The organism is Echinicola shivajiensis, assembly GCF_018642165.1.
In the GTDB taxonomy this organism is placed as follows: domain Bacteria; phylum Bacteroidota; class Bacteroidia; order Cytophagales; family Cyclobacteriaceae; genus Echinicola; species Echinicola shivajiensis.
This window is the reverse complement of sequence record NZ_JAHHZM010000007.1, coordinates 161,235-183,877: the sequence shown is the minus strand read 5'-3', so window position 1 is coordinate 183,877 and position 22,643 is coordinate 161,235. Positions and strand designations below refer to the sequence as shown.

14 protein-coding genes are annotated in these 22,643 nt (G+C 40.4%); 5 read left to right on the top strand and 9 right to left on the bottom strand.

The window, feature by feature from the left end; translation table 11 throughout:
• Positions 1-47 precede the first annotated feature (47 nt).
• Genes KMW37_RS13360 through KMW37_RS13340 form a run of 5 tightly spaced genes read left to right on the top strand, consistent with a single transcriptional unit; the run spans position 48 to position 5,233 of the window.
• Positions 48-1,226: a hypothetical protein gene (locus KMW37_RS13360; RefSeq protein ID WP_246581486.1), complete on the top strand. Its 1,179-nt coding sequence runs from the start codon at positions 48-50 to the stop codon at positions 1,224-1,226.
• 57 nt (positions 1,227-1,283) lie between these two features.
• A complete protein-coding gene (locus tag KMW37_RS13355) occupies positions 1,284-2,450 on the top strand; it encodes a hypothetical protein (RefSeq protein WP_215225132.1) in 1,167 nt (388 codons plus the stop codon).
• Position 2,451: 1 nt separating this feature from the next.
• Positions 2,452-3,570 (top strand): 6-bladed beta-propeller, encoded by a 1,119-nt coding sequence (locus KMW37_RS13350; RefSeq protein ID WP_215225131.1) that lies wholly within the window; start codon positions 2,452-2,454, stop codon positions 3,568-3,570.
• Positions 3,571-3,573: 3 nt separating this feature from the next.
• Positions 3,574-4,077 (top strand): hypothetical protein, encoded by a 504-nt coding sequence (locus KMW37_RS13345; RefSeq protein ID WP_215225130.1) that lies wholly within the window; start codon positions 3,574-3,576, stop codon positions 4,075-4,077.
• Between the two features lie 4 nt (positions 4,078-4,081).
• Positions 4,082-5,233, top strand: a complete 1,152-nt coding sequence (locus KMW37_RS13340) for a 6-bladed beta-propeller (protein ID WP_215225129.1) — start codon at positions 4,082-4,084, stop codon at positions 5,231-5,233.
• A gap of 404 nt (positions 5,234-5,637) precedes the next feature.
• Here KMW37_RS13340 and KMW37_RS13335 read toward each other — a convergent pair whose 3' ends face one another.
• The 9 genes from KMW37_RS13335 to KMW37_RS13295 form a co-directional block, all read right to left on the bottom strand.
• A complete protein-coding gene (locus KMW37_RS13335; RefSeq protein ID WP_215225128.1) occupies positions 5,638-8,763 on the bottom strand; it encodes an efflux RND transporter permease subunit in 3,126 nt (1,041 codons plus the stop codon).
• A 468-nt stretch (positions 8,764-9,231) separates the two neighbouring features.
• Positions 9,232-9,789, bottom strand: coding sequence for an REP-associated tyrosine transposase (locus KMW37_RS13330; protein ID WP_215225127.1), 558 nt, complete (start codon positions 9,787-9,789; stop codon positions 9,232-9,234).
• Between the two features lie 392 nt (positions 9,790-10,181).
• Entirely contained in the window at positions 10,182-13,253 is a 3,072-nt protein-coding gene (locus tag KMW37_RS13325; protein ID WP_215225126.1) for an efflux RND transporter permease subunit, read from the bottom strand.
• A 3-nt stretch (positions 13,254-13,256) separates the two neighbouring features.
• Entirely contained in the window at positions 13,257-14,336 is a 1,080-nt protein-coding gene (locus KMW37_RS13320; protein WP_215225125.1) for an efflux RND transporter periplasmic adaptor subunit, read from the bottom strand.
• 140 nt (positions 14,337-14,476) lie between these two features.
• Entirely contained in the window at positions 14,477-15,556 is a 1,080-nt protein-coding gene (locus KMW37_RS13315; RefSeq protein ID WP_246581485.1) for a 6-bladed beta-propeller, read from the bottom strand.
• 946 nt (positions 15,557-16,502) lie between these two features.
• Positions 16,503-17,705 carry a 6-bladed beta-propeller gene (locus KMW37_RS13310; protein ID WP_215225123.1) on the bottom strand — a complete coding sequence of 401 codons (1,203 nt, stop codon included), beginning with the start codon at positions 17,703-17,705 and terminating at the stop codon, positions 16,503-16,505.
• 245 nt (positions 17,706-17,950) lie between these two features.
• Positions 17,951-19,132, bottom strand: coding sequence for a 6-bladed beta-propeller (locus KMW37_RS13305; protein ID WP_215225122.1), 1,182 nt, complete (start codon positions 19,130-19,132; stop codon positions 17,951-17,953).
• A gap of 445 nt (positions 19,133-19,577) precedes the next feature.
• On the bottom strand, positions 19,578-20,756 hold the full coding sequence (locus KMW37_RS13300; protein ID WP_215225121.1) for a DUF4221 family protein: 1,179 nt from the start codon (positions 20,754-20,756) through the stop codon (positions 19,578-19,580).
• A 163-nt stretch (positions 20,757-20,919) separates the two neighbouring features.
• Positions 20,920-22,494: an arylsulfatase gene (locus tag KMW37_RS13295; protein ID WP_215225120.1), complete on the bottom strand. Its 1,575-nt coding sequence runs from the start codon at positions 22,492-22,494 to the stop codon at positions 20,920-20,922.
• Positions 22,495-22,643: the final 149 nt, after the last annotated feature.

The window sequence follows — 22,643 nt, the reverse complement described above, 5'->3', positions numbered from 1 at the left end:
CTTTATGAAAAGTTAAAACTAATTTTTAACCAATAAGCCCTAGGACCATGCTAAAGCCTTTTTACATCTTTCTTTTAGTCTTTCCAGCTTTCCTTTCCTGCGAAACCCAAGAGAAAAAATCAAGCCAACTTGGCGAGATAAAAAAAGCGAGTACAATAAGACTCGAAATTCTCGATAGCGTACAAATCCACCTTCTAGGCCTTCCTGTAATTCATGATATTGACCCCAAGACTGAAACTATCATATTTACCGATGACAGCCCCAATTCAGAAGAAATTCAAGTAGCAGATTTTGATGGAAATATCCATGCATCATTTTCAAAATTGGGAGATATACCCGATGGTTATGGAGGATTAATGTCTCCCTTGAGGATTGACTCCGACAGTTCTTTTTTGGCATATGGTTATAATGGATTTTTGAGGTACGATTTTGCGGGAAATTTGCTATCCAAGGTAAAGCATAAAGATTTTGAGTATTATAATTTCTCCAATAAAACCATGGGCTTTGGAATGGAAAAATTGGGAAACAGATATATCTATTACAATCAAGGCTCCGGAAAAGTGGACTATACCAGTTTGGAAAGCTACAAAGAAATGACTTTGATGAATTGGCTTGACCCAGAGAAAGGGGAAAAAGAGCCCTTTATTTCCTTTCCCGAAGGAAGTCTTTTTAGGAATGGCAAGCATTTTTTCAGGGATTCTTGGGCTCCTGCGTATACCTCAACCGACGATAGAATTTATATCGTATTTGGGATTGAACCTGTGATTTATGAATTTGAGGCCAAGCCTCCTTATACATTGATTTCTTCTATCCCCATTGAATTGCCCAATTATCGTTACTTCAAGGGAGGCGACCTAAAATCCACTGCTGACTTTGTAGGGCTATTTTTGACAACAGGCAGAATCTATAATATTAAAAAAATTGATGATCAATTTTTAGTGGCCTATTTCCCTGGTTATGACGCCCAGGACAGGGAAACAAGTGAGAGCAATAAAACGCCAGAGGAAGCAAAACTTTTTAGGGAAAGGATGGCTAAAAAGTATTCCAATCATATTGCTGTCTTTGATACTTTGGGCAATAGACTAAATGATTTTATTCCCAAAGATTTGAGGGCAAATAGCATGCTGGTGCGCGACGGTCAAATTTGGATGCAGGAAAAACCTGATCCAGAAGTGGAAAAAGATTATTTCACGATTTATAAAGTGGGGTTGAAGGATGACAATTGACCATTCTTCTCCGAATAACATTTCCTAATCAAAGCTATTTACTAAAACACCATTTCTATGGATAATCTCAAGTTTCTATCGAAATCTCAGCTTATTTCTTTTCTTCTATTATTAGGTATATTTTTCACAAGGAATACTCTCGCACAATATTCCTTAGAAAAAGTAGATGAATTTCAGATCAACTCACTCTGGCCAGTGGAGATCATAGACCACTACCCAAAGGATGGCCTTTATCTCGGTTATATTCATAAACGCAGCGAAGGAACTGAAATCGCTATCCTGAATGAGAAAGGAGAAATTCTCATCAGCAAAAACATGCAAGGCGATGCCCCTGACAAATACACCACGTCCTTAAATTGTCTTGGTTTTTCAGAAAACGGGGATATATGGGCATTAACGGCTACAGAGCTATTGCTTTATGATCAAAAGTTAGTTTTGCAAAAACGACAACCCTATAAATCCAGTGTAAAAATACACCTCTATAGCAGCTTGAGACCTTTTGCCCATTTCTACAAAAACAATGACCCTTCCTCCCTTTATTTTATTTCCAATCCTTCAGGAGTAAGCAAATATATGGGAAAAAGAGATTTTAGAAGCACCAACCTTATCGAGATTTCCAATGAACAGGAAAGTAACTCCTATGAAATTGCACCTGTAGCAGAAAGGGCTCTATATAAGTCCCTTGACCCATCCATTAATGATGTTTACTCTCCCATATACACTTTGCAAGGAAAAAACAATCCTAAGCTGTATTTGACCACTTCTTTGGACAATGAAATCACTGTTTTAGATATCAATACGGGCGAAGTAATATCAAGGGTAAAAATCAACCACGATGAGTTTAAAGTCCTTGAGAGCCAATCTATCTCCCTTGACAATATGCCCTCCAATGGAAGAATCACCCTGTCAGCCTTCAATCGTAATCTGTTCAAATTGGATGGTGAATTGATGGCACTGGAATATGTAAAGGATATTTCCCTTGGGATTTACGAAAAAAACAAAGCGGAGGATCCTAACTACCACCACTTCAAGGATCCGAACTATCACAAAATCATCCTACTGGACGAACATAAGCAGCTGAGCAAAGACCTATCCATTCCTTATGGAAAAATAGCCATGGCCTTACCGGGAAACCGTCTCTTGATCCGATTGATCAACCCAGATGAGGAAGAGGATTTTATCCAATATGGCATTTACCAAATTACCGAATCAGATAACAACTAATATGAAAAGCGTCTACTTATTTTTAACAGTTATTTGTCTTTCTCTTTCCTGCAGTTCGCCATCCTCTAAGCAGAACGCTGGAAACATAATCTCACTGGAAAACACCAAAAAACTTCAGACGACTAGTCTTGAAATCATTGATGCCATTCCTTTGGAAACCAATTCGGAGAACTTGATGGGAAATAGATTAAGAATCAGAAAATCCGGATCCCATTTATATATCATGGATGAGGAAAGCAAACGTAAAAGCCTTCATGTTTTCGACCAAGCGGGTAACTATGTCAAAATGGCCATTGAAGAAGGCGAAGGTCCTGAAAACATTCCGTCCTTGGATGATTTCCATATAGGCACTGATGGAAAATTGGAGCTACTATCAACAGTGGGAGACATGGCCACCATTTATCAAATCAGCACATTAGGAAGCCCTGAAATCAAATTCAAATCAGAATATGTTGCTACATCTTTCACCAAACTTCCAAATGACGAGTACTTACTCTGTGGCGGATATAATCTACCTATAATTAAAAATAGGGTGGTCAAAGTATCAGCAACGGGTGAAATAGTAGATACTTATCTTCCAAATGAATATTCAGGACAACTACTTCCCATGACAGAGCGGAACTTCTTTCTCTCTGGTAATAAAGTCAATTTTATTGAGTCATTTGACCATCAAACCTATCAATACGCAGGGGATTCCATAAAGCCGATTTATACAATAGACTTCGGCCCTTATGCTATTCCATCATCCTATTGGGATATGGATTTTATGGAAGGCTTTTCCATGCTGAATGAAAAGGGTTTTGGCAACATCACAGCCATTTTCCAAGGCGACCAAAACACCTTGATCGAATGCATGCTCCAGGGGCCTTTTGGAGTCTATAAGCAACTTTTATTCTTGGATGATGATAAAAACACCAAATACAGTATTAAAATAAATGAAGAGGAATCACCTGTTTTCTATTACCCAATAGGAATAGATCAGGAGGGGCACTTTCTCTTTCTCACTTATCATGATTCGCTAAAAGACTATTTAGCCCAAATAGGACAGCCTATTAACTTTTCTCTGCCTGAGAGTGACTTCAACTTTCCTGTTATCATCTCTACCACTTTAACTCCTTGATGCATGAAACAGTATCTTATATTTTCACTTTGTATAATAATCCTTACCATAAGCTCTTGTAATCATAAACAAAATCCGCTTGACCTACCTCAGAATCTTGAAATCATTCCTTCAATAGATAATTCAACAGACATTTACTTTAATTATGAATATCAGGTCGTGGTTTATTTAAACACAGACAAGCTAAACTTACATGCACTTTCAGAAGTTTTTGAATGGGCTGAAACAAAGGAAAAATACTCAGAAATAGCCTTTATTTTCTATCTAAGCGGTCAAGACAAAGAAAAAATCGAGAGAGAGCTCAATAATTACCACTTTCCTTTTCCGGTCCTTTATGATCCTTCCGGTTCCTTTTTCCAGCAAAATAAGCTGGACACGGTATCGCTCGACAACAAAAACCTTTTACCTTTTTTGGTTAAAAAACATCAAGTACAAGGACTTGCTCAAATAGGTGTCACCAAGCACTTCCAACAACAACTGGAGTATTTATTAAACGAAAACAAATAAAACCATGAAATCAACTTTTTTCATTGCGTCCCTATTTATTTGCCTCTCCTGTGAAAAGCCTACTGCTTCTAAGAAAAACATAGCCACCATCTCCTTATCTGATTCCAGGGAAATTCAAATGAGCAAAATCATTAGTGAGATTGAATACATTCCCCTACCTGACAATTTCAATTTTTTCTTTACAGACAAAATCCTTTTTAATGGGGAAAGCTATTTCTTTGGGGATTTTGGGCATACCTATAAAATTGCCATCCTTGACAAGTATTTTAGATTATCAGGAACCATAGAAAACTATGGAGGAGGGCCAGGAGAATACCAATACATTCAGGATGCATGCATCAATAATTCATCAAAGACCTTGGACATTCTCTCAGGAACCAAGCTTATCCGCTATGATTTTGAGGGTAATTTCAAAGAAGAATTTAAAATCCCTTTTCTCATTTCCAAACTGGAACACCTTCAAAACGATGATTATATCATTCATATCCACCCAGGGATCAAAAGTAGCCTAGCTAAAAACGACAAGGCACTGGATAATCATTTGCTCTACCAATGGAACTGCAAAACAAACGAGCTGGCGCCCATTTTACCCAATCCCTATGAGGGGCAAATACCCTTTATGAGCGAATCCAATATCTTGAAAAGAGTAAAGGATGATTATTTCTTTACCAAATCATTTACCGATTCCATCTACTGGCTCAGAGACAATAAAGTATTCCAAAAATATCATTTGGAGTTCCAGAACAAATTAATCCCAATGAAGCTTCTGCAAGAAAATGACTTGGTCGAATTACTAAATAAGCCCAGCACAAGAGAAAGGTATATCTATCATAATGCCAGGCTATATGCCAGTGAGGACTATTTGATCACCTCTTATATAGAAAATGCCAGTGGAACATTAATTTTTAACAGAAACACAGGTAAATCCATCTCTGCCAGCAGGTTCATCAACGATATTGATAATGGTCTACCTTACCTCAACCCTAGGTTCCTTCAGGATAATATTATCTTCAATATCTTCTCCCCTGAATCGTTGATGGAACATTATGAAAAACATCAGGAAAAACTATCTAAGGATGACAATGCCTTTACCAAAATGGCCAATCAAGTCAACCAGGATTCAGGAAGTGTTTTGGTAAGATATCATTTGAAATAGTTATCAAATCATGGCATGACTTAAAGTCATGCCATGATTCTAAAAGCCCATCCAAACTTCCTGCTTTATACCTCGAGTTCATATTCCATATTTCCCCCATAGCACTTCCCTATGCGTATTTTATTCGACCCCTTCAGGGTCGCGAAATCTTATGATGCTTCACCATTAGGTATGTTTAAGCCCTTCGGGCTTTGAGTCAAGATAATTACTACTGTACAGTCGACAGGCTTACTACTTTACACTCCATACTTTATTCTTTCCTCTACTCTCTTGATAAAAAAATTAGAAGCACAGAGGGCACTGAGTTTTCACAGAGGTCTCTATTTTTTTTAAAAAATTCAATCTTTGTGGCCTTTGAGCTTCCATAGGGTCCTTTGTGATAAAATCTTTACTCTACGTACTTCCTACTTTGTACCTCGTACTTGATACTTCATACTCTCCTCCTTCCTCCACAAAAATACCGGCAAGGCCACAAATACCCCTAGCATACTGAACACCAGTCCCCCAATGGTGCCAATGGCCAGCGAAAACCAGAAAATCTCGTTTTGCCCTTCCATAATAAATGGAATCAATCCAAAGCAGGTGGAAAGAACCGTCAATAAGATAGGGATGGATTTACCTGCTACTGACTTCAGTACATTGCGGTTATACCATCCATTTTCTCTATTGTTCAGGTCATTGACGATGAAAATCGCGGCATTTACCGCCAATCCCCCTAGCATCACAAAGGCCGCATAGCCCCCTTGGTCAAAATAAAAATCAAATAGTGAAAAGATCAGGAACAAGCCGATAAAGGCAATAGGGATCACGGCAATGATGTAGAAAGGCTGTTTGAGATTTTCAAATAATACCCCGCAGATAAAGAAAATAGCCACAATCAAGACCAATAGCAGGGTATACTGTCGTTTGCTTTTTCCATAGCCCCAGCCATAAGAAGAGGTCTCAGCAGCATAACCAATAGGCATACTGGTTTTCATCTCTTCCAGCACTTCATCCAAGTATTCACTGCCAAACTTCCTTGAGCCCATATACTCAAAGGCTACCCTTCGGATATATTGCCGATCTTCCTTGTGCAGGGAGTTGGTGGTAGTTTCCTTGACCAATGTTCCCAAACTGGACACTTTAAACATGTTGTCTTCAGAACTGATCAGGGTAGTTTCCTCTAGATCAAAACGTGAAAAATCTTCGGCATGCTTTTCCCTCACTACCACACCATAATTCTTGTCCTCTAGGTTCAAATAAAGACTTGCCCCAGTGGGTTTGGATCTATCATTTAAGGCCCTCATCACCTCATATTGGTTGGTGCCCTGCAGCGCCAGCTTCTTCTGATCAAAGCGAAGCACAAATTCCTCTGAGCTCCTTTCGTTATAGGACAGCTTTTCATTGGTGTTGACTTCTTGGATCCTTTTGTGCTTCATCAGTTTTTCTGCCAGTACTTCCGACTGCCTTGCCAGCTCATCATAATTATAGCCCTTCATCATCACTGTAAAGGATGGGATTCCTTCTCCTCCCGGGCCGGCACTGAAACCTTGCCCCACTCCATAGATACTCCACCTTGCACCGCTCCAATCTGTTGCTTTTACTGACAGTCTTCCCTTTAGCTGATAAGGCAAGGCTGAATTTTCATAAGCTTCCTTAAAGGTAATGGTAATGGAAGCATATTGCCCCGAAGATACATTGCTGACAAACTTGTCCACGCCTTCCACGCCCTCCAAAAACTCCTCAAACTCCCGAATGATAAAGTCCATCTGATCGAGGGTATTGCCAAATGGCAGGCGCACATTGACATATAGCCTTGTCTGGGCCGCTTCCCTGTAGCCCGACTTTTCAAATACGCCCCGAACAAACATCCGCAAAGAACCACCCAAAGCCTTGTCCACATAGGGCCTGATATCCTCTTGATAAATCGTGCTGCCAATGACCTTATTGTACCAATCCTGCCCTTCCCATTTGGCCGGCAGATAAAATATAGGCAAGCCAAAAAGCAAGACCAAAAACAGCACAAAGGTCTTGCGGTAATGGGCTGCATAACTAATGATCCTTTGATATCTCCTAAACCACCTTACCCTTCTCCTCAACTTGGGGACAGGGATACTTCTTCTCTGGCCTACTTTTTCCCCAAACAACAATTGGTACATGGCCGGGGTAAACAAGAGGGCCACCATCAGCGATACTGCCAACATCACGGCTACCACCACCGCAAAGTCTGTCAGGTTTTTCTGGTCTTCTTCCGGCAATAAAAATACCATAAGCAAAGCGGCAATGGTGGTCAGGGAAGCGGCCAAAAGGGCCAAAAAGACCTTTCTGTTTTTATGTTTGTGCAGGTGATCGATCATGATAATGGCATTGTCCACGATCAAGCCAAACGAAATGGTCAGGCCGGCAATGCTGTACAAGTGCAGATGGGTCCCCAGAGAATAGAGGATTATTCCTGTAGCACTCAGGTTGACCAGAATCCCCAAAAACAGTACGGTCAGGTAACGCCAGTTCCGGTTGATCAAAAAGATAAAGACCACCAAAATCAGGATGGACAGCCCAGACCTTTTATAGATTTTGTTCAGCTCCTTGGACAGGTATTCGGTATCATCCTGCTCCAAGCGTACATCATACCCAGTTGGCAAAAGCTCAGCTGCTTCCTTGATGGCCTTCTTCAGCTTTTGTGCCAAAACCACTTTGTTTACCCCTTCCCTACTGGTAATACTCATGGTCACGGAGTTATTGCCATTGATCCTATAATAGCGGTTGGGCTCGGCTTCCTCCAAGGTCAGCTGGGCAATGTCCCTGAGGTAAATATCCTTCCCATCCCGGTTGGTAATCCTAAGCATTTCCAACTGTTCCATTTCGACCAAGGAGCGGTCCACCTGAATAAACAAGGCTTCCCCATGATGGTTCAGGGCCATCCCGGGAAAACTAGTCCCAAAAGCACTGCGCAGCACTGAATTCAGCATTCCCCTGCTAATGCCAAAAGCTTGGAGTTTTTGTATATCGTAGGTCACAAAAAGCTGTAGGTCCCTAGCTCCATAGACCTGAATTTCCTCCACCTCCTCAAAGCGATTAAGGACAGACTTCAGCACATCCTCAGTGACCTTTTTGATTTCAAAGGCCGCAAAGGGCGCATTGATGCTGTATTGGAGAATGGGCGGCTCATTATTTCGCTGGGCAGACTGATAAACCAGCGGAAAGCTGACTTTCTTATCCAGGGATGGATAAATCTGCCTGATCAAAGAAGTTACTTCAAACTTCTTGAATTCCATGTCCGTGTGCTTATCAAAGCGCAAGGTGACCGAACCGCCATTATAACGGGAAACCGACTCGATTTTCTTAAGCTCGGACAACTGGCTAAAAAGTCCCTCCAAAGGCGCTGTCCCCAACTTTTCCACCAAATCTGGCGAAGCATCCCTCACCCCATAGGAAATACTGAGCACCGGCTGCTGTTCCCGCGGATTTAGCTCAACGGTAAGTTTGGGCACCAAGGCAAAGCCTATGATGGCCAGCACAAAAAACGATATGACAATTCTAAATGGACTCAAATTTTGTTTTAGACACTAGATTTTAGACATAAGATTTTAGACTTTAGATTAGTCTTGAGATGTGAGTATTGAGTCTTGAGACTCAAGTCATGTTGTCCATTCAGCTGTGCTGATGGACTAAATAACACTCCGCTTTTACTTTTATTTGAGTCAGAGACTCCAAGTCAACAAGTACCAAGTCAGAGACTTGGTTCAACCTACTCAACTTCCATCGTGCCAGGCCTTGACAGATCAGCACAACGAACTCGTTTGCAATACTCAATACTAACTACGCTGTTATCCCGTCGACTCTGTCGCGGGATCATATAGCCTGGAGTCTCTGACTCTGCTTTTCTTTTTATTTGAGTCGGAGACTCCAGGTCAACAAGTACCAAGACGGAAACTTGGTACAACCCAACACAACCAAAAGATCTTCAGTACAACTGAGACTTGGTAGAAATGAGTTGATTTAATCAACGAACCAACCATTTAATAGACGCTTACCTCCACCAAGCCCTTCCTTCCCGAATAATCCCTTGCGCTACTGAAAAGATATTCTTCAGGCTCTTCTACTATCATTGCCTTTACTGGATTGTTATGGATATAATTAAGTTTCTGCTCAAAGAATTTCGCTGATTCAATCCCAATAGCCCTATTATCATCCTCCCAAAACTTATAGCTATCCACCCGCTTTACCATGGTTCCCCTGAACCTCATTCTATCCAACAACCACTTTCTTCTTGACTCAATAGATTCCTTCTCCAAACTCTCCAAAACTTTTCTGAACACATACTTTTTAAAATCCCTGAGAAAATCACTTAGCTTAAAAGGCTCCTTAATTCTTGCTAAAAGGTGCAAATGATTGCTCATCAAACACCAGGCATATAACTCCAAACCTTTGTTCTTCACGCAATAATTCAGACTATCTACCACTTCTAGCTTATATTCTTTTCGTATAAACACGTCCAGCCAATCCACCACCGTCAAAGTCAAAAAGTAGACTCCATTTTGATCGGTAATGCGATATGGCTTGTCTGAATTTATCATCTATTGTTTTCTTTATCTGTTATCCCGCCGGCTGTGCCGCGGGCTAAATAACTTAGCATCTTGGTGTTATCCCGCCGACTCTGTCGCGGGATCAAATAGCTTGGAGTCTCTGACTCCGCTTTTCCTTTTTATTTGAGTCGGAGACTCAAGGTTAACTAGTACCAAGTCGGAGACTTGGTACAACATTTCTAATATCTTCACACTTCGTACTTGATACCTGATACGCTGTTATCCCGCCGACTCTGTCGCGGGATCAAATAGCTTGGAGTCTCTGACTCCTCTTTTCCTTTTTATTTGAGTCAGAGACTCAAGGTTAACTAGTACCAAGTCGGAGACTTGGTACAACATTTCTAAAATCTTCACACTTCGTACTTGATACCTGATACTTCGTACTAAACTCTAGCCACATCAATCTTTCTTCTTTCCTCTTTATTCTTTTTTCTACTAAACGCCCAATAAGCCAAAGGCACAAAATACAATGCCGTCATCGTCCCAATGGTCAATCCACCGATCACGCTGAACACCAAGGGTCTCTGTAGGTCCGCTCCCAAGCCTGAGCTGAACACCACTGGCAGCAAGGCCAAAATCGTGGTGATCGAAGTCATCAGAATAGGTTTCAGCCTGATTTCCCCAGCCTTAAAAAGGGCCTTTTCCAAAATCTCCCTGCCCGTTAAATTCTCTTCCTGCTCCGCATAACTCACCCTCAATCTGTTAATGGTATCGATTTTTAGAATGGCATCGTTGACCATAATCCCCAGCATTACCACCAGTCCAATCGCCGACATAATATTGAGAGAAGTGCCGCTCAGCCAAAGCACCAGTAGTGCCCCTCCAATTCCCAGAGGCAGGGTAAAGATCACAATCAGCGGTTGTACAAAACTCTCAAACTGGGCAGCAAGGATAAAATAAAGCAGCAATACCGCCACGCCCAAAATCCCGATCAATTGCTGAATGTTTTCCTGATCTTTGAAATATTGCCCGGAAAAAGACACACTGAGGTTTCTATCCAATCCCCAGTTTTTAAGCTCCCTATCCCTATTTTGTGGATTTGGCGCAGTAATTTCCACGGATTGGTAAATCCCGGTCTTATCCGCTGTCACATACTTATAATGGTCCTCATATCCCACTTGGATAAAATTGGCCAAGGCATAGCGCTGACCATCCCTGGACCCTAAGTAATTGCTTTCTAAAATTTCCCTATAATCGGCATCACTTTCCATCAACCTGATGGGCGTCACCTCACTGAACTGTTTGATCTCATCAATGGTATAGCGCCCAAAGAGCTGTTCAATTTGCCTGACCATTTCGTTGGTTTCGATTTTGTAGAGGGACAACTTCTCAAGGTCCAACCTGAAAACCACTGCCGACTCTTCCTGCAGTCCTGGCCCTTTCTTCCAAAGCGCAGTTGGCAAATCCTCCAACCAAGGTCCCATGGTCGCTGCATCAACCGGCTTTTTGTCCTTTAGCTCCTTCCACCGCATTTCATAGTAGGGGATATTGGAGGAAAACAGCTGGTCAAAGGCATTGGGAGCATCCATGAGCTTGATACTGGCTCGTGGATATTTTTCTCTAAGTCCTTTTTCCAGTTGTTCCGTATAATCATCCTTTCTGGCCTGATTACTGAAATCAATATAGATACTGGCCTCTTGTACCGAGTTCTCCCCGTCAAAGAGCAAAAACTGCCTGATGCCCACATCAGCCTCAGCCTGTTCAATGCCTTCACCTAGTCCAGCAATAATATTTTTTACCCGCTCACGGTTTTGTTTCACATCTATCGCTTCATTCCAATTCACTTCCAGGAGTACATCCTTTTTCCCGATCGGGGGCAAACCCTCTTTGGGCAGTACCAGGCCGATCATCAGAAACAGTGGAATAAGCGCCAACAATAAAATCAGGCTCAAGCGCCTTTGGGCCATCACCTTTTGGTAGCCATTTTTATATAAAGCCAATACCCATTTAAAAAAGCGGCTATCCTCTTGATTGCTGTCCCATTGCTTATTGGCAAAGAAAAGACGGTAAAGTAAAGGCAAGAGCACAAAAGCCACCAATAGGGACACAAAAAGGATGGCTGCTACCGAAACCGCCTGATCAAAGAACAAGGCCCCGGATATTCCACTCAAGAACACTAAGGGAACAAAAACCGCCAAGGTGGTCAATACCGAGCTGATCAAAGCCGACATTACCTCATTCACCCCCTTGACACAAGCCTCAAAAAGTGGCAAGCCCTCCTGTCTTTTGCGGGTGATATTGTCCAAAACAATAATGGCATTATCGATCAACATGCCCAAGCCCAAGGCCAGGCCACTTAGGGAAATCACATTGATGGAAATCCCAAAAGCATAAAATACCAGAAAACTGATCAGTAGGGAAGTGGGCAAGCTGACACCAATAATCAAGGGCATCTTATAATTGCCCATAAAGATAAACAGCACCCCAAAGGCAAAAATCCCTCCAAAGAGCAAACTGGTCTGCAGGTTATTGATTCCAGCATTGAGCAGGGCAGATTGGTCTTGGCTCAGGGCAAAGTCCACCTGAGGATAATCCTGCTTGAACAGCTCCACCGACTCGCTGACCTTTTCCATCAGCTCATTCATCTTGGCGGCAGCCTGCTTGTGCACTGTGATGACCAAGCCTTCACGCTCTCCATATAGATGGTAGCCCATAGGCTCTCCCATTTGGTAATGAATATTCGCAAGCTTGGCCAGTTCCACCACATTTCCATCTGGCGCCAAGACCGGCAACTGTGCTATATCCTCCGGTGTATCCACCCTAGTGGCAAGTCTCAAAAAATAACGGTACTGCCCATCCTTAACGCTTATCCCTGAAGGTTCGCTGTTTCCAGAACGGATCGCATTGATGACATTTTGCTCAGATATGCCCAATCCGGCCAAGACCGCCTTATTGGGTTCCACGGTAATCACCCTTTCCTGCTTGCCATTGATATCTACCAGGGATATTCCTTGTAGCTGCTCTATCCGCTTTTTTATAACATTTTCGGCCAACTTGGTCACTTCTGCATAATCCGTCCCTTCCTTGGGTATGACCTGAATGCGCACCATGGGAATGTCATTGGTATTGATGCGGATGACCTGCGGACGGGAAAGCTCCTCGGGGAGGCCATTGGTCAGTCGATCTATTTTTTCATTGACCTCGATATAGGCCAGCTCCATGGAAGTGCCATAGGCAAACTGCAATCTGACGGTACCGGTTTCACTGCCAGCCTTACTATCCATATCTTCAAGCCCATTGAGGGTAATCAAACTCTCCCGCACCCTACTCAGCACGTTCTGCTCGATGGCCTCAGGAGAGGCATTGGGATAATTCACCTTGACCACGATCTGTGGCACATCTATGGGCGGCAAAAGGGATATGGGCAGCTTGGTAAAGCCTATTAGGCTGAAGACCATCAATGCCAGAAAAACCATGGTGACCGCTATGGGCCTAGATAATAAAAACCGGACCATGGGCTATTCGTTTTCGTCGACGATTTGTACGGGAGCTTGGTGGGCCAGCTGAAGGTTATTGCTGGTGATGACCGTTTCCCCATCCTTGATCCCATCGAGTACCTCAATCTCCCGGCCATTGTCCTTGCCTACCTCCACATAGTTCCATTTGGATTCCTCGCCATTGAGGGTAAAGACCACCGGACGACCTGAACGGTAGACCAAGGCCTGTTTGGGAACGACCACATTGTCATTTTGTGGGGAGCGGATCACTGCCCGGGCATTCATACCGGGAAGTAATTTCTCTCCTTTTTTAAGTTTGATATTGACTTCCACCAGACCATTTTCATCCACCTTTGGATTGATACTACTGACCTTGCCTGATAAGCTCCCCGTTCCAGCAGCAACCGGATATATCTCCGCCTCCTGGTCTAGGGAAATAAAAGGAATATCCGATTCCAGTACCTTGACCCTTAGGTTCAGTTCCTCTGTACTAAGGATTTCACAAAGCTCCTCTCCCGCATTGACCAAACTTCCCTGCTTAAGCTTCAGGTCAGCCACCTTGCCCGATATGGGCGCTTTGATTGTGGATTTCTCCAGTTCCAATTCTGCTTCCTTCAGTTCGATTTCAGCTGATAACAGCCCACTGCTGGCCTTAAGCTGCTCTTGCAATTCCGCAATCTTTTCTTGGTCATCTCCTTCCATGATGGTAGAAAAGCCCAACATTTCACTGTTATAGTTGGCCTGGGCATTTTTCAACTGCACCAGGGCCTTTTCCTTGCGGAAGAGATTGTCCGTATTATCCAATTGGGCCAATAGGCTCCCTGCCTTTAAGTACTGTCCTTCTTTTAGACTAAATGCTTTGAGATAGCCCCTTCTTTCGATAAAGACTTTTACCTGCTGGGCTGCCTCCACCTTTCCTGAGGCATTGATCAGGTAATCAAAGGAACGCTTTTCCGCCTTGGCCACAGTGACCTTGGTAGCGGTCACTTCATTCCTCATGGACTCCAGGGGAATTTCTTCCTGTTTTTCACCCTTGCTATCACAAGAAAAGAAGATTGGGACGGTTAAAAAAGGCAGTAAAAAAAGTTGTTTTAACTTCATGTATTATAATATAAAATTTTCCGATCCTTAATTAACTAAATTATTAAGTAAAAGAAAAGAAATACGGGGAAGATATTAGATTTGAGATATTAGACGCCAGACTTGAGCATTCATGGCATGACTTTGAGTCATGCCATGAATTAAAGATCGTTTATTTTAACTTTTAAAACATAATGGCTGATCTGCTCTCTATTTTCTTCAAACATTTGTCGTGTCTCCGAATTGAGTTGTTGATATAAATCAGGACTTTTCGTTCTTAAGTAAGCAATTTGGTCTGAAGAAACTCCAAAATAGACAAAGTTTTCTTCATCCAAGTATAGTGGCTTTTCAAGTAACTTAAACAGGGGATCATTCAAGAATTTCCCAAAAGAAATAAGTGACTCTTCTATTATACTATACAATCCAAATCTTCTTTGGGATTTATATTGATAACTAAATAAAATGAAGTCCTCATTTTTCATGAATGTTTCACCAAGAAATCTTACTGATTTATCATGTACCAACACATTGGCATTTACTATTTTTAGAAAATCTGCTTTGTTTTCTTCTATATAATCACTGTTAATATTCATGCTTATACTTTCTTGAAAACTCCTACTGTCCAAATTAAAATGAAATACCTCATTGTTAAATGGAGGTGAAAAAAGCAATTCACCATTCGACTTGGTAAGAAATCCTGAATACGGAATTACCATATTGGATTTTTGAGGATCAATTGGAAAGAACCTATCTCTAACCTGACCTTTTTTATCAATTAAAACCAGATTGAACTTTCCACTTTTATCGCTCAGATTGTGGTTTAAGTAAAGTAAATATGAATCTTTATCTACCTGCTCTATTTTGTCTCCATACATGCCTAACTTCACTTTCTTTATAAAATCCCCGTTGTCCAACGAAAAATAATAGAAGGACATGTCTGAATTGGAAAATGCAATCAGCTCGTTTTCTCCTTTATCGATAAAAAAATCATTTACCCCCTGAAATTCTCCTGGACCTGAGCCCAATTCTCCAATTTTATTTATCAACCTTCCAGAATGATTACAAACCAGCAGCTGTGAGCTCTTTCGATCCAAAATAATCCATTTGTCCTTATCCAACTCCAGTTCATCCAATGAGGTGAGGAAAAGCGATTCCCCTAAATCAATTGGTATAAAAGTTCCCTCATTAAAAATATCGCTAAAACCATTGGACATATTATCCAATTGGGAAGTAATATTCATGTAGAGGTGATTTGGTGATTGTACCATATTGGTTTCTTGCTTATTCTTAGTACAACTACCAAGTCCTAATATTCCTACAAGAACTAATAAAATATATCCTTTCATTTCTAATAATAATTCTCTTATTCTAATTTTGAAGATTTCACAAGGAAACCTTATTTCCAATTTTCTATATTGATCGACACATGTCTATTAAAAACGCTGCCCTCACCACTTCCTAAAGCAGTAGAACACCGTTTACCCCATTCATTAAAATATTAATCTTTTAAACAAGGAAATATATCGAAAACAAAAAATACCCCACGTAGGGTATTTTTATTCTTAATGAGATGAAATACAATATAGAAGACTTAAAAAGCAATAATTAATAAACTTAAATCATATTAAATGGAATTATTTTCTTTCTTCTCGAAAGAAAACGTCATATTTCAAAGGTTTATTCAAAAAAGGATTTGATTCCAAGAGCTATTATAGATTTCACTTCTGCTTTAGGACCATTTCACAAAATTCATTCAAGCTGTGAAAACACTTGTTCAACCCACCAAAAGCTTTGTTTCTTTTTTGTCTTAACTTCTTTCTCCTTGTTCTTCAATCTTGATAAAGACGTATAAGGTTATTGGTGTGATAAACGGATAACCATATTATAATGTAACATTTTTAAAGCTTCTGTTTAACCCGTATTTAACTCCTGCTTAAGCCGTGTTTATCCCGTGTTTAACCCGTGTTTCTCTTATCAGTGACCTAGGGTAATTTGCACCTTATGTCCTTGAAAAGTAATGGAACACACCTTTCCATATTTTGGTCATAAGCAGCTTAAGAATCTTTATAATTGTCAATCGTCACAGCTATAGGTAAGGAGCTAAGAATGGATTTTAGATATTAGACGCTAGTAACCACAGAGGACGCAGAGGTATCACAGCAAGGGCTCCTTCTGCACAACTGAATGTCAATCTAACGCCAACTTCTTTTTAATGGCAAACTGGACAATGACAGGATTGTCTTCAGGTCCTGCTTTGGCCAATACCTTTTCCAAAGGACTTTGTCTGCTTTGCTGCTCAGCATTTTCATTTACCTGAAAGAATTTTTCCAAGTATTCCATATCGGCCACCGCAAAAAAACTGTTATGGATAGCAGAATATTTGGGAAGCTGTTGGGAAGAAAAAAACGATTTTGAAAACCAATCCCTATTTAGATTTTCATGTGTAAATAGCTGACCGGAACGATTCAAAACACCTTTGCCCATCATCCTTTTTGTTCCCTTTTTATACCCATAACTAAAAATCAATTCCTTCCCCTCACTGCCTACTTCAAAATGATTTAAAATGGATTTTTGGGCGGCAAAATCAGTATAACCTATATCCAGGTACTCTTGATGATCAAAAATTTTATCTTCTTCCAAGCCCCCAGGAATTCCAATCTGCCAGATCAATTTATCTGACTTTTGATTTTCATTGAGCTGGTATATTTTCGATGATAGTGGATAGGTATAATAGCCGTTTTTGAGAAAACCCGTATAAGCAAAGGCGTAATATTTCTTCCCTTCTGGGTAAAACATCCGCTTTTCCAAGACTTCCCCATCAGTATTACACATCCAGATATTTCCCTCTCCATCCTTTTCCATATCTCGGTAAAATGCCAAATGGTCTGACCTTAATAATGACATATAGGAAGCCCAGAACCCCAGTTTCACCTTTCTCCTAAACACCAGGTTTTCATCAAATTCAAACCAAGCCTGATCGCCCCTCGAAAATACCAGTATTAGTTTTCGCTCTTCATCCACTATAACATCACTGGCTCCACGATACTGTCCAGGCCCTTCTCCTATTTCTCCCACTGTGGATATAAAATTCCCATTACCATCAAAAACTACTACCACATGTTTATTCTTATCAAGCAAAATAAACTTGTCCTGCCATTTTTCGACCTTCTGAATATCAGTCACATAAAACCGCTCTGAATCCTTTAAGGATACAAAATCAATTACCTCAACCAAATCATAGAAGTCAATAGGCTCCTCCACTCTTTGATAATCAGAAAGTTCCATTAAGGTCGAGGGCACTTCTCCTTTCTTTTGTTTTGCTGTAGGCCCAGTACAAAACATAATCGATAAGCCCAATAAAATGATCAATAAGCAGCTAACTACCCTCATAAAACAATGAATAAACAATTAAAAGAATAGTTTAATAACTAAATATTTAATCAAATAATCAAGTTTTTCTTTGAAAATGGCATGGGCTAAAACTCCATATTTGGTTCCTATTATTAATTTCCCTCCTCAACTGGGTATAATTTGCAATTACACCCTTCTATCTTCTTCCAATTTAAATTGAATAGCTAAGCCTAAGTCACCAATAAACCATCATTCCCGCAATTCAAAAACAGCAATTCCCTCTATTAAGATTTAAGCCTGAGCTTTACCAAAATCCAGCCCTCATTTTTTAATTCTTCTTTATTTTTGGAAAAGAAATCATGCACATTTCCTTCCTGGACCTTCACTTTTTTCCCTGAGTAAGCTTCAAGGTATTCATTATAGAACCTGATGGAATTTTTAAGGTAGAAAATAGCGTTTTCATTTAATGTCCATGGAAACTTCAATTTGATTTTATTGAAGTCATTTGTTGGGTTCACCGTTTGGTCTGTAAGCTCCAATTGTTTGTTGAGAAAGATAAGATGATGATCCTTTCCTCCCTTCTTTATATAAAGCAAATTTGTATTCTCGAAAACCCCGAACAAATCAACCCGTTCAACATAACCTCTTTCATATATCACCTCATTTTTCTGCCTCCTGTCTAGTTTTCTAAATTCATCATCCATATTATGCTTTCCAAAATCAAAATAAACCATAGAATCCAGACGACCAGTTGCTTTATCAAACACGGCTAAATTGGTGGAATGAGGGATAGTGTATAAGAACTTTTGGTTCATTTCATCAATTACAAAATCATTTCTTTTACTATATTTCGTCAAATTCTCCAAATTACCTGGGATGTCCACAAAGGTTTCTTCTTCACCAGAACCTAAATCTTTCCTTAGGAAATTATGCCTTCCAAATTCAGGATTATAGTCCAAAAAGTATAGCATATAATCCTCCCCATAATAAAAGGAAGTATTATTAAACTTGTTTTTCCTCTCCAGAACAACCTTCATATTATTGTCAAATGTCAAGTCCTTGGAGAGATAGGTATCTTGGACAATCATATTTTCACCCACTACCTGAAAGCCATCAGGCTGAAAAAACTCATTGGGACCTTTTCCTTGTGGGAGGAGCGCGTCCAGCAAATGCCCCTCTTTATCAAAAATCAAAATATTATTCAGGGTGTAATCAAGGACATATATTTTTTCGTTTTTAAACTCAAAATCATAAGGTGATACCAAGGGCAAGGTATCTTGGGATTGTAAAAAAATAAATTCAGGTGTTTCAAAATAGTCTGATAATTTACCCTTTCTGGAATCATCCAAATCTATTTTCACCTGAAAATAATCTTCATTATGGTCCTTGTAGTTACATGATAAGGTAAAAAAAGATAGTAAAACACAAGCAATTCCGAATAACGCTTTCTGTAATTTAGTCATCATTTTTCTTTTAAAAAGTTTCTTTAACTGGGTGTAATTTGCAATTACACCTTCCTATCTTATACCATTTGATAATAAAGCAAAGCCACTAATAACCATCTTCATTCCGGCAGTTCAAAAACAGCAATACCAGAATCTTCATCGGTGGTAAAATCTTTTTCTTTTCTCTTTGCTCTTGACACAAAAAGTTAGAATTAACTTGTGACCACAGAGGGCCCTGAGTTTTCACAGAGATTCCCACAGCATAATTCCCTATCCGTATTTTATTCGACCCCTTCAGGATCGTGAGGTCCGGTGGTACCTCACCATATATGTATATTTAAGCCCTTTGGGGTTTGCATCAAGTTAATCCTGCATTATAGTCCAAAGGGGTCCTTCTTGATACTTTGTACTTGATACTTCATACTCCATACTTTACTCCTTGCTCTTACTTCTTTTCTCTAAAGTGCTAATTTCCAGCCTCCTCCAAACCAAACAAATCAAAACTCAAATAATCCTCTCTGTTCCTCGGATTGTCCGCATGGTTGATGGACAGATAAAGCCCCTCCTCCGTAATAAAGGCATTGTTTGGATAATATTTCCCCTTCGCGAACAAGGTCTCACCCAATATATTCAAATCCTCATCCAAGACCATTATCGAAAAGCCCTCAGGATATCGTCTTAGTTTAAGGGCTTGCTCTTCGTTTTCAACCTCCACTTTTGGATAACAAAAGCGATAAAACACCTTTCTGTAGGGATCATATAAAAGACTTCCATAGTGAGGGGAAGCATAAAAGTATTGATAGCTTTCAAACCTCTTACTGCCTATGGGATAGTTTCCAAAATCGGACTTGACATACTTGCTGGGGGCATTTTTGACCTTCAAACTGTCTCCTTTAGAACTGGCATAATACAGCTTATGGTCGGCAAATAAGGAATAAACCATTCTTGAAGGAGAAGCCGCAAAGCTCGCTTCGAAATGCCTTTTGCCATTGGACAAGTAATCCGCAGGATAATGATGAGGCAAAAGTCTTACCTTTCCCTCGTTCAAATCAATGCTATAGGTCAAAGACCTTTCTGCCAGTTCGGCTGACTTTATTGCCTTATGGTCTCCATCTACATGTGTCTTCACTACCATTTCCCCACCTTCAATAACTGGTAAAGAAGCAAAATAGGAATTCATCACAAATGCAGCTGTATGATATAAAGGGACATCATATTTCACCTTGCTTTTTAGCATCCCCGAAGTATCTGTCAAATAGATTTCTCCCTTATTTTGGGGAAATAGAAAAATGCTATCCAAATTATGGACATGGAATCCAAAGACCCTGCCAACGCCCTTTTGACCTTCTTTTTCAAAAGTCAATGTTTTGTACAACACTTTCTCCTCCAAGTCAAATATCTGCAAGCTATTCGTTTTGGGATTTAGATTAAAAAGCATAGGTGGCTCAGACGGATAATAGGCTAGTCCCATACTCAGGTTTGGGGTTTCAGCATCCAGAGGCAGGCTTATTGTGCTTTCTTGCTTAATCAGTGATATTTCCCTTTGTTCAGGATTAGCATTTTCTTTTTGGGCATCACCCTTACATCCTGAAAAAAAGTTGAGCAAAACGATCAATACAAAAAGCCGATTACTAAAATCAATCATATAATTTCAAAAGTTAAACTAAAATAACGTAATACTAAGTTATAAAACTAATTATTTAATCAAACAATAATGATGCGATTTCCCTAATTTCCGCTTAAAGCCTTATAAACCAAAAAAGGTGTAGCTATTTTAACTACACCTCTCTTTATCAACTCTTCTAGTTTTACTGTTGGCCCTTCTTTATAAACTCATCCACTACATTTGACATATCAAAGGATTTCCCTCCCTGCACTGGTGGATATGCTGCCAGGGATTGTAAATGTGCCCCCATAAGGGTTCCCATGGGCTGTATCAACCAGGAGACCTTTTGCATCAAATGCCCATAGGAATCCTTATTGTCAAAACTTTCAAAAGGATCCATCCGGATATTAAATACCAATGGAACTGTCCGTGGAATTACATTAGCGTAATAATCCTCCTTAGTAGAGAAATGAAATTTCCAAGGCCCCATCCTTACTGCTGTAAGCTTGCTCTCGTAATAATAAAAAATATGATTTCGGGCCGATTCATCCATTTCCCCCTTCCAGTAAGGAAGATTATTGACCCCATCTATATATTGTTGTTTCTCTTCCATTACCAACTCGGCAGCATTTTCCACTCCTGCTGCAGCAGCCAAGCTGGTAAACATATCCTGATGGGATTGAATGCCATTTAGCACCTTACCAGGCTCAATTACCCCTGGCCACCTTAACATAGAAACCACCCTAACACCACCTTCATAAGTGGTCATCTTTTCACCCCTGAAAGGTGTGGTAGCGCCATGTGGCCATGATGAATGCTCCGGGCCATTATCTGTAGAATACCAAATAATTGTATTTTCTGCCAATCCCTGCTCTTCTAACCATTTTAAGACCAAGCCAATATCATGATCATGCTGCAGCATTCCAGAACCATGATAATCAGCTTCACTGGTATATTCCTCTGCAGCATATCTCCACTCATCATTTAACCTTGTATATAGGTGCATCCTACTGGTATTCAGCCAAACAAAAAATGGCTTATCATCATCAACAGCCCTTTCCATAAAATCCTGGGCCATGGGGATCACCTCACCGGCATCAAAATTTTTCATTCTTTCCTGCGTAAGCGCTCCCGTATCTTCAATTTTTTGTTTACCCACTAAACCGAACCTAGGGTCTTCTGTATTATCCATTTCATCAGTTGCCCATGAATGAATAACGCCTCTTGTGCCATATTTACTTTCATATTCTTCCAAGCTACCTGAAAACGCCTCGCCAAACCGCTGGTAATCTCTCTGCTCTGACTCTTCCTGGGTATTCAAGTGATAAAGGTTGCCATAAAACTCATCAAAACCATGTGCAGTGGGCAAATGCTCATTTCTGTCACCAAGGTGGTTTTTACCAAAATGCCCTGTAGCATAGCCTTGGGCTTTGAGTACTTCCGCAAGACATGGTGATGCAGCTTGCAGCCCTAATACATCCCCTGGTTGTCCTACAGTAGTCATTCCCGACCTAATGGGGTACTGCCCGGTGATAAATGCCGCCCTTCCTGCTGTACAACTGGGCTGAGCATAATGATCCGTAAAACGAATACCTTCCTTACCTATTCTATCAATATTGGGTGTGGTATAGCCCATGGTTCCCATACCGTAGGCACTCACATTTTGCCAACCAATATCATCTCCCCAAATCACAAGGATATTGGGTTTTTTCGAATCTTGTGCCATCACCATATGACTTAGAAACAGAAAGGCAATGATAAAATTTAGTTGTTTCATAGCTTTTGCGTTAAAGTTGTGACTTGATTTTGTATATGAAATTTTAAATTCTTGAAAAAATGAATCTTCTGTAAAGGACTACCTACTATTACATTAATAATTGTAAGCTTATAAATTAAGAATAAGTGGGCCTTTTTCTAATTTTATAA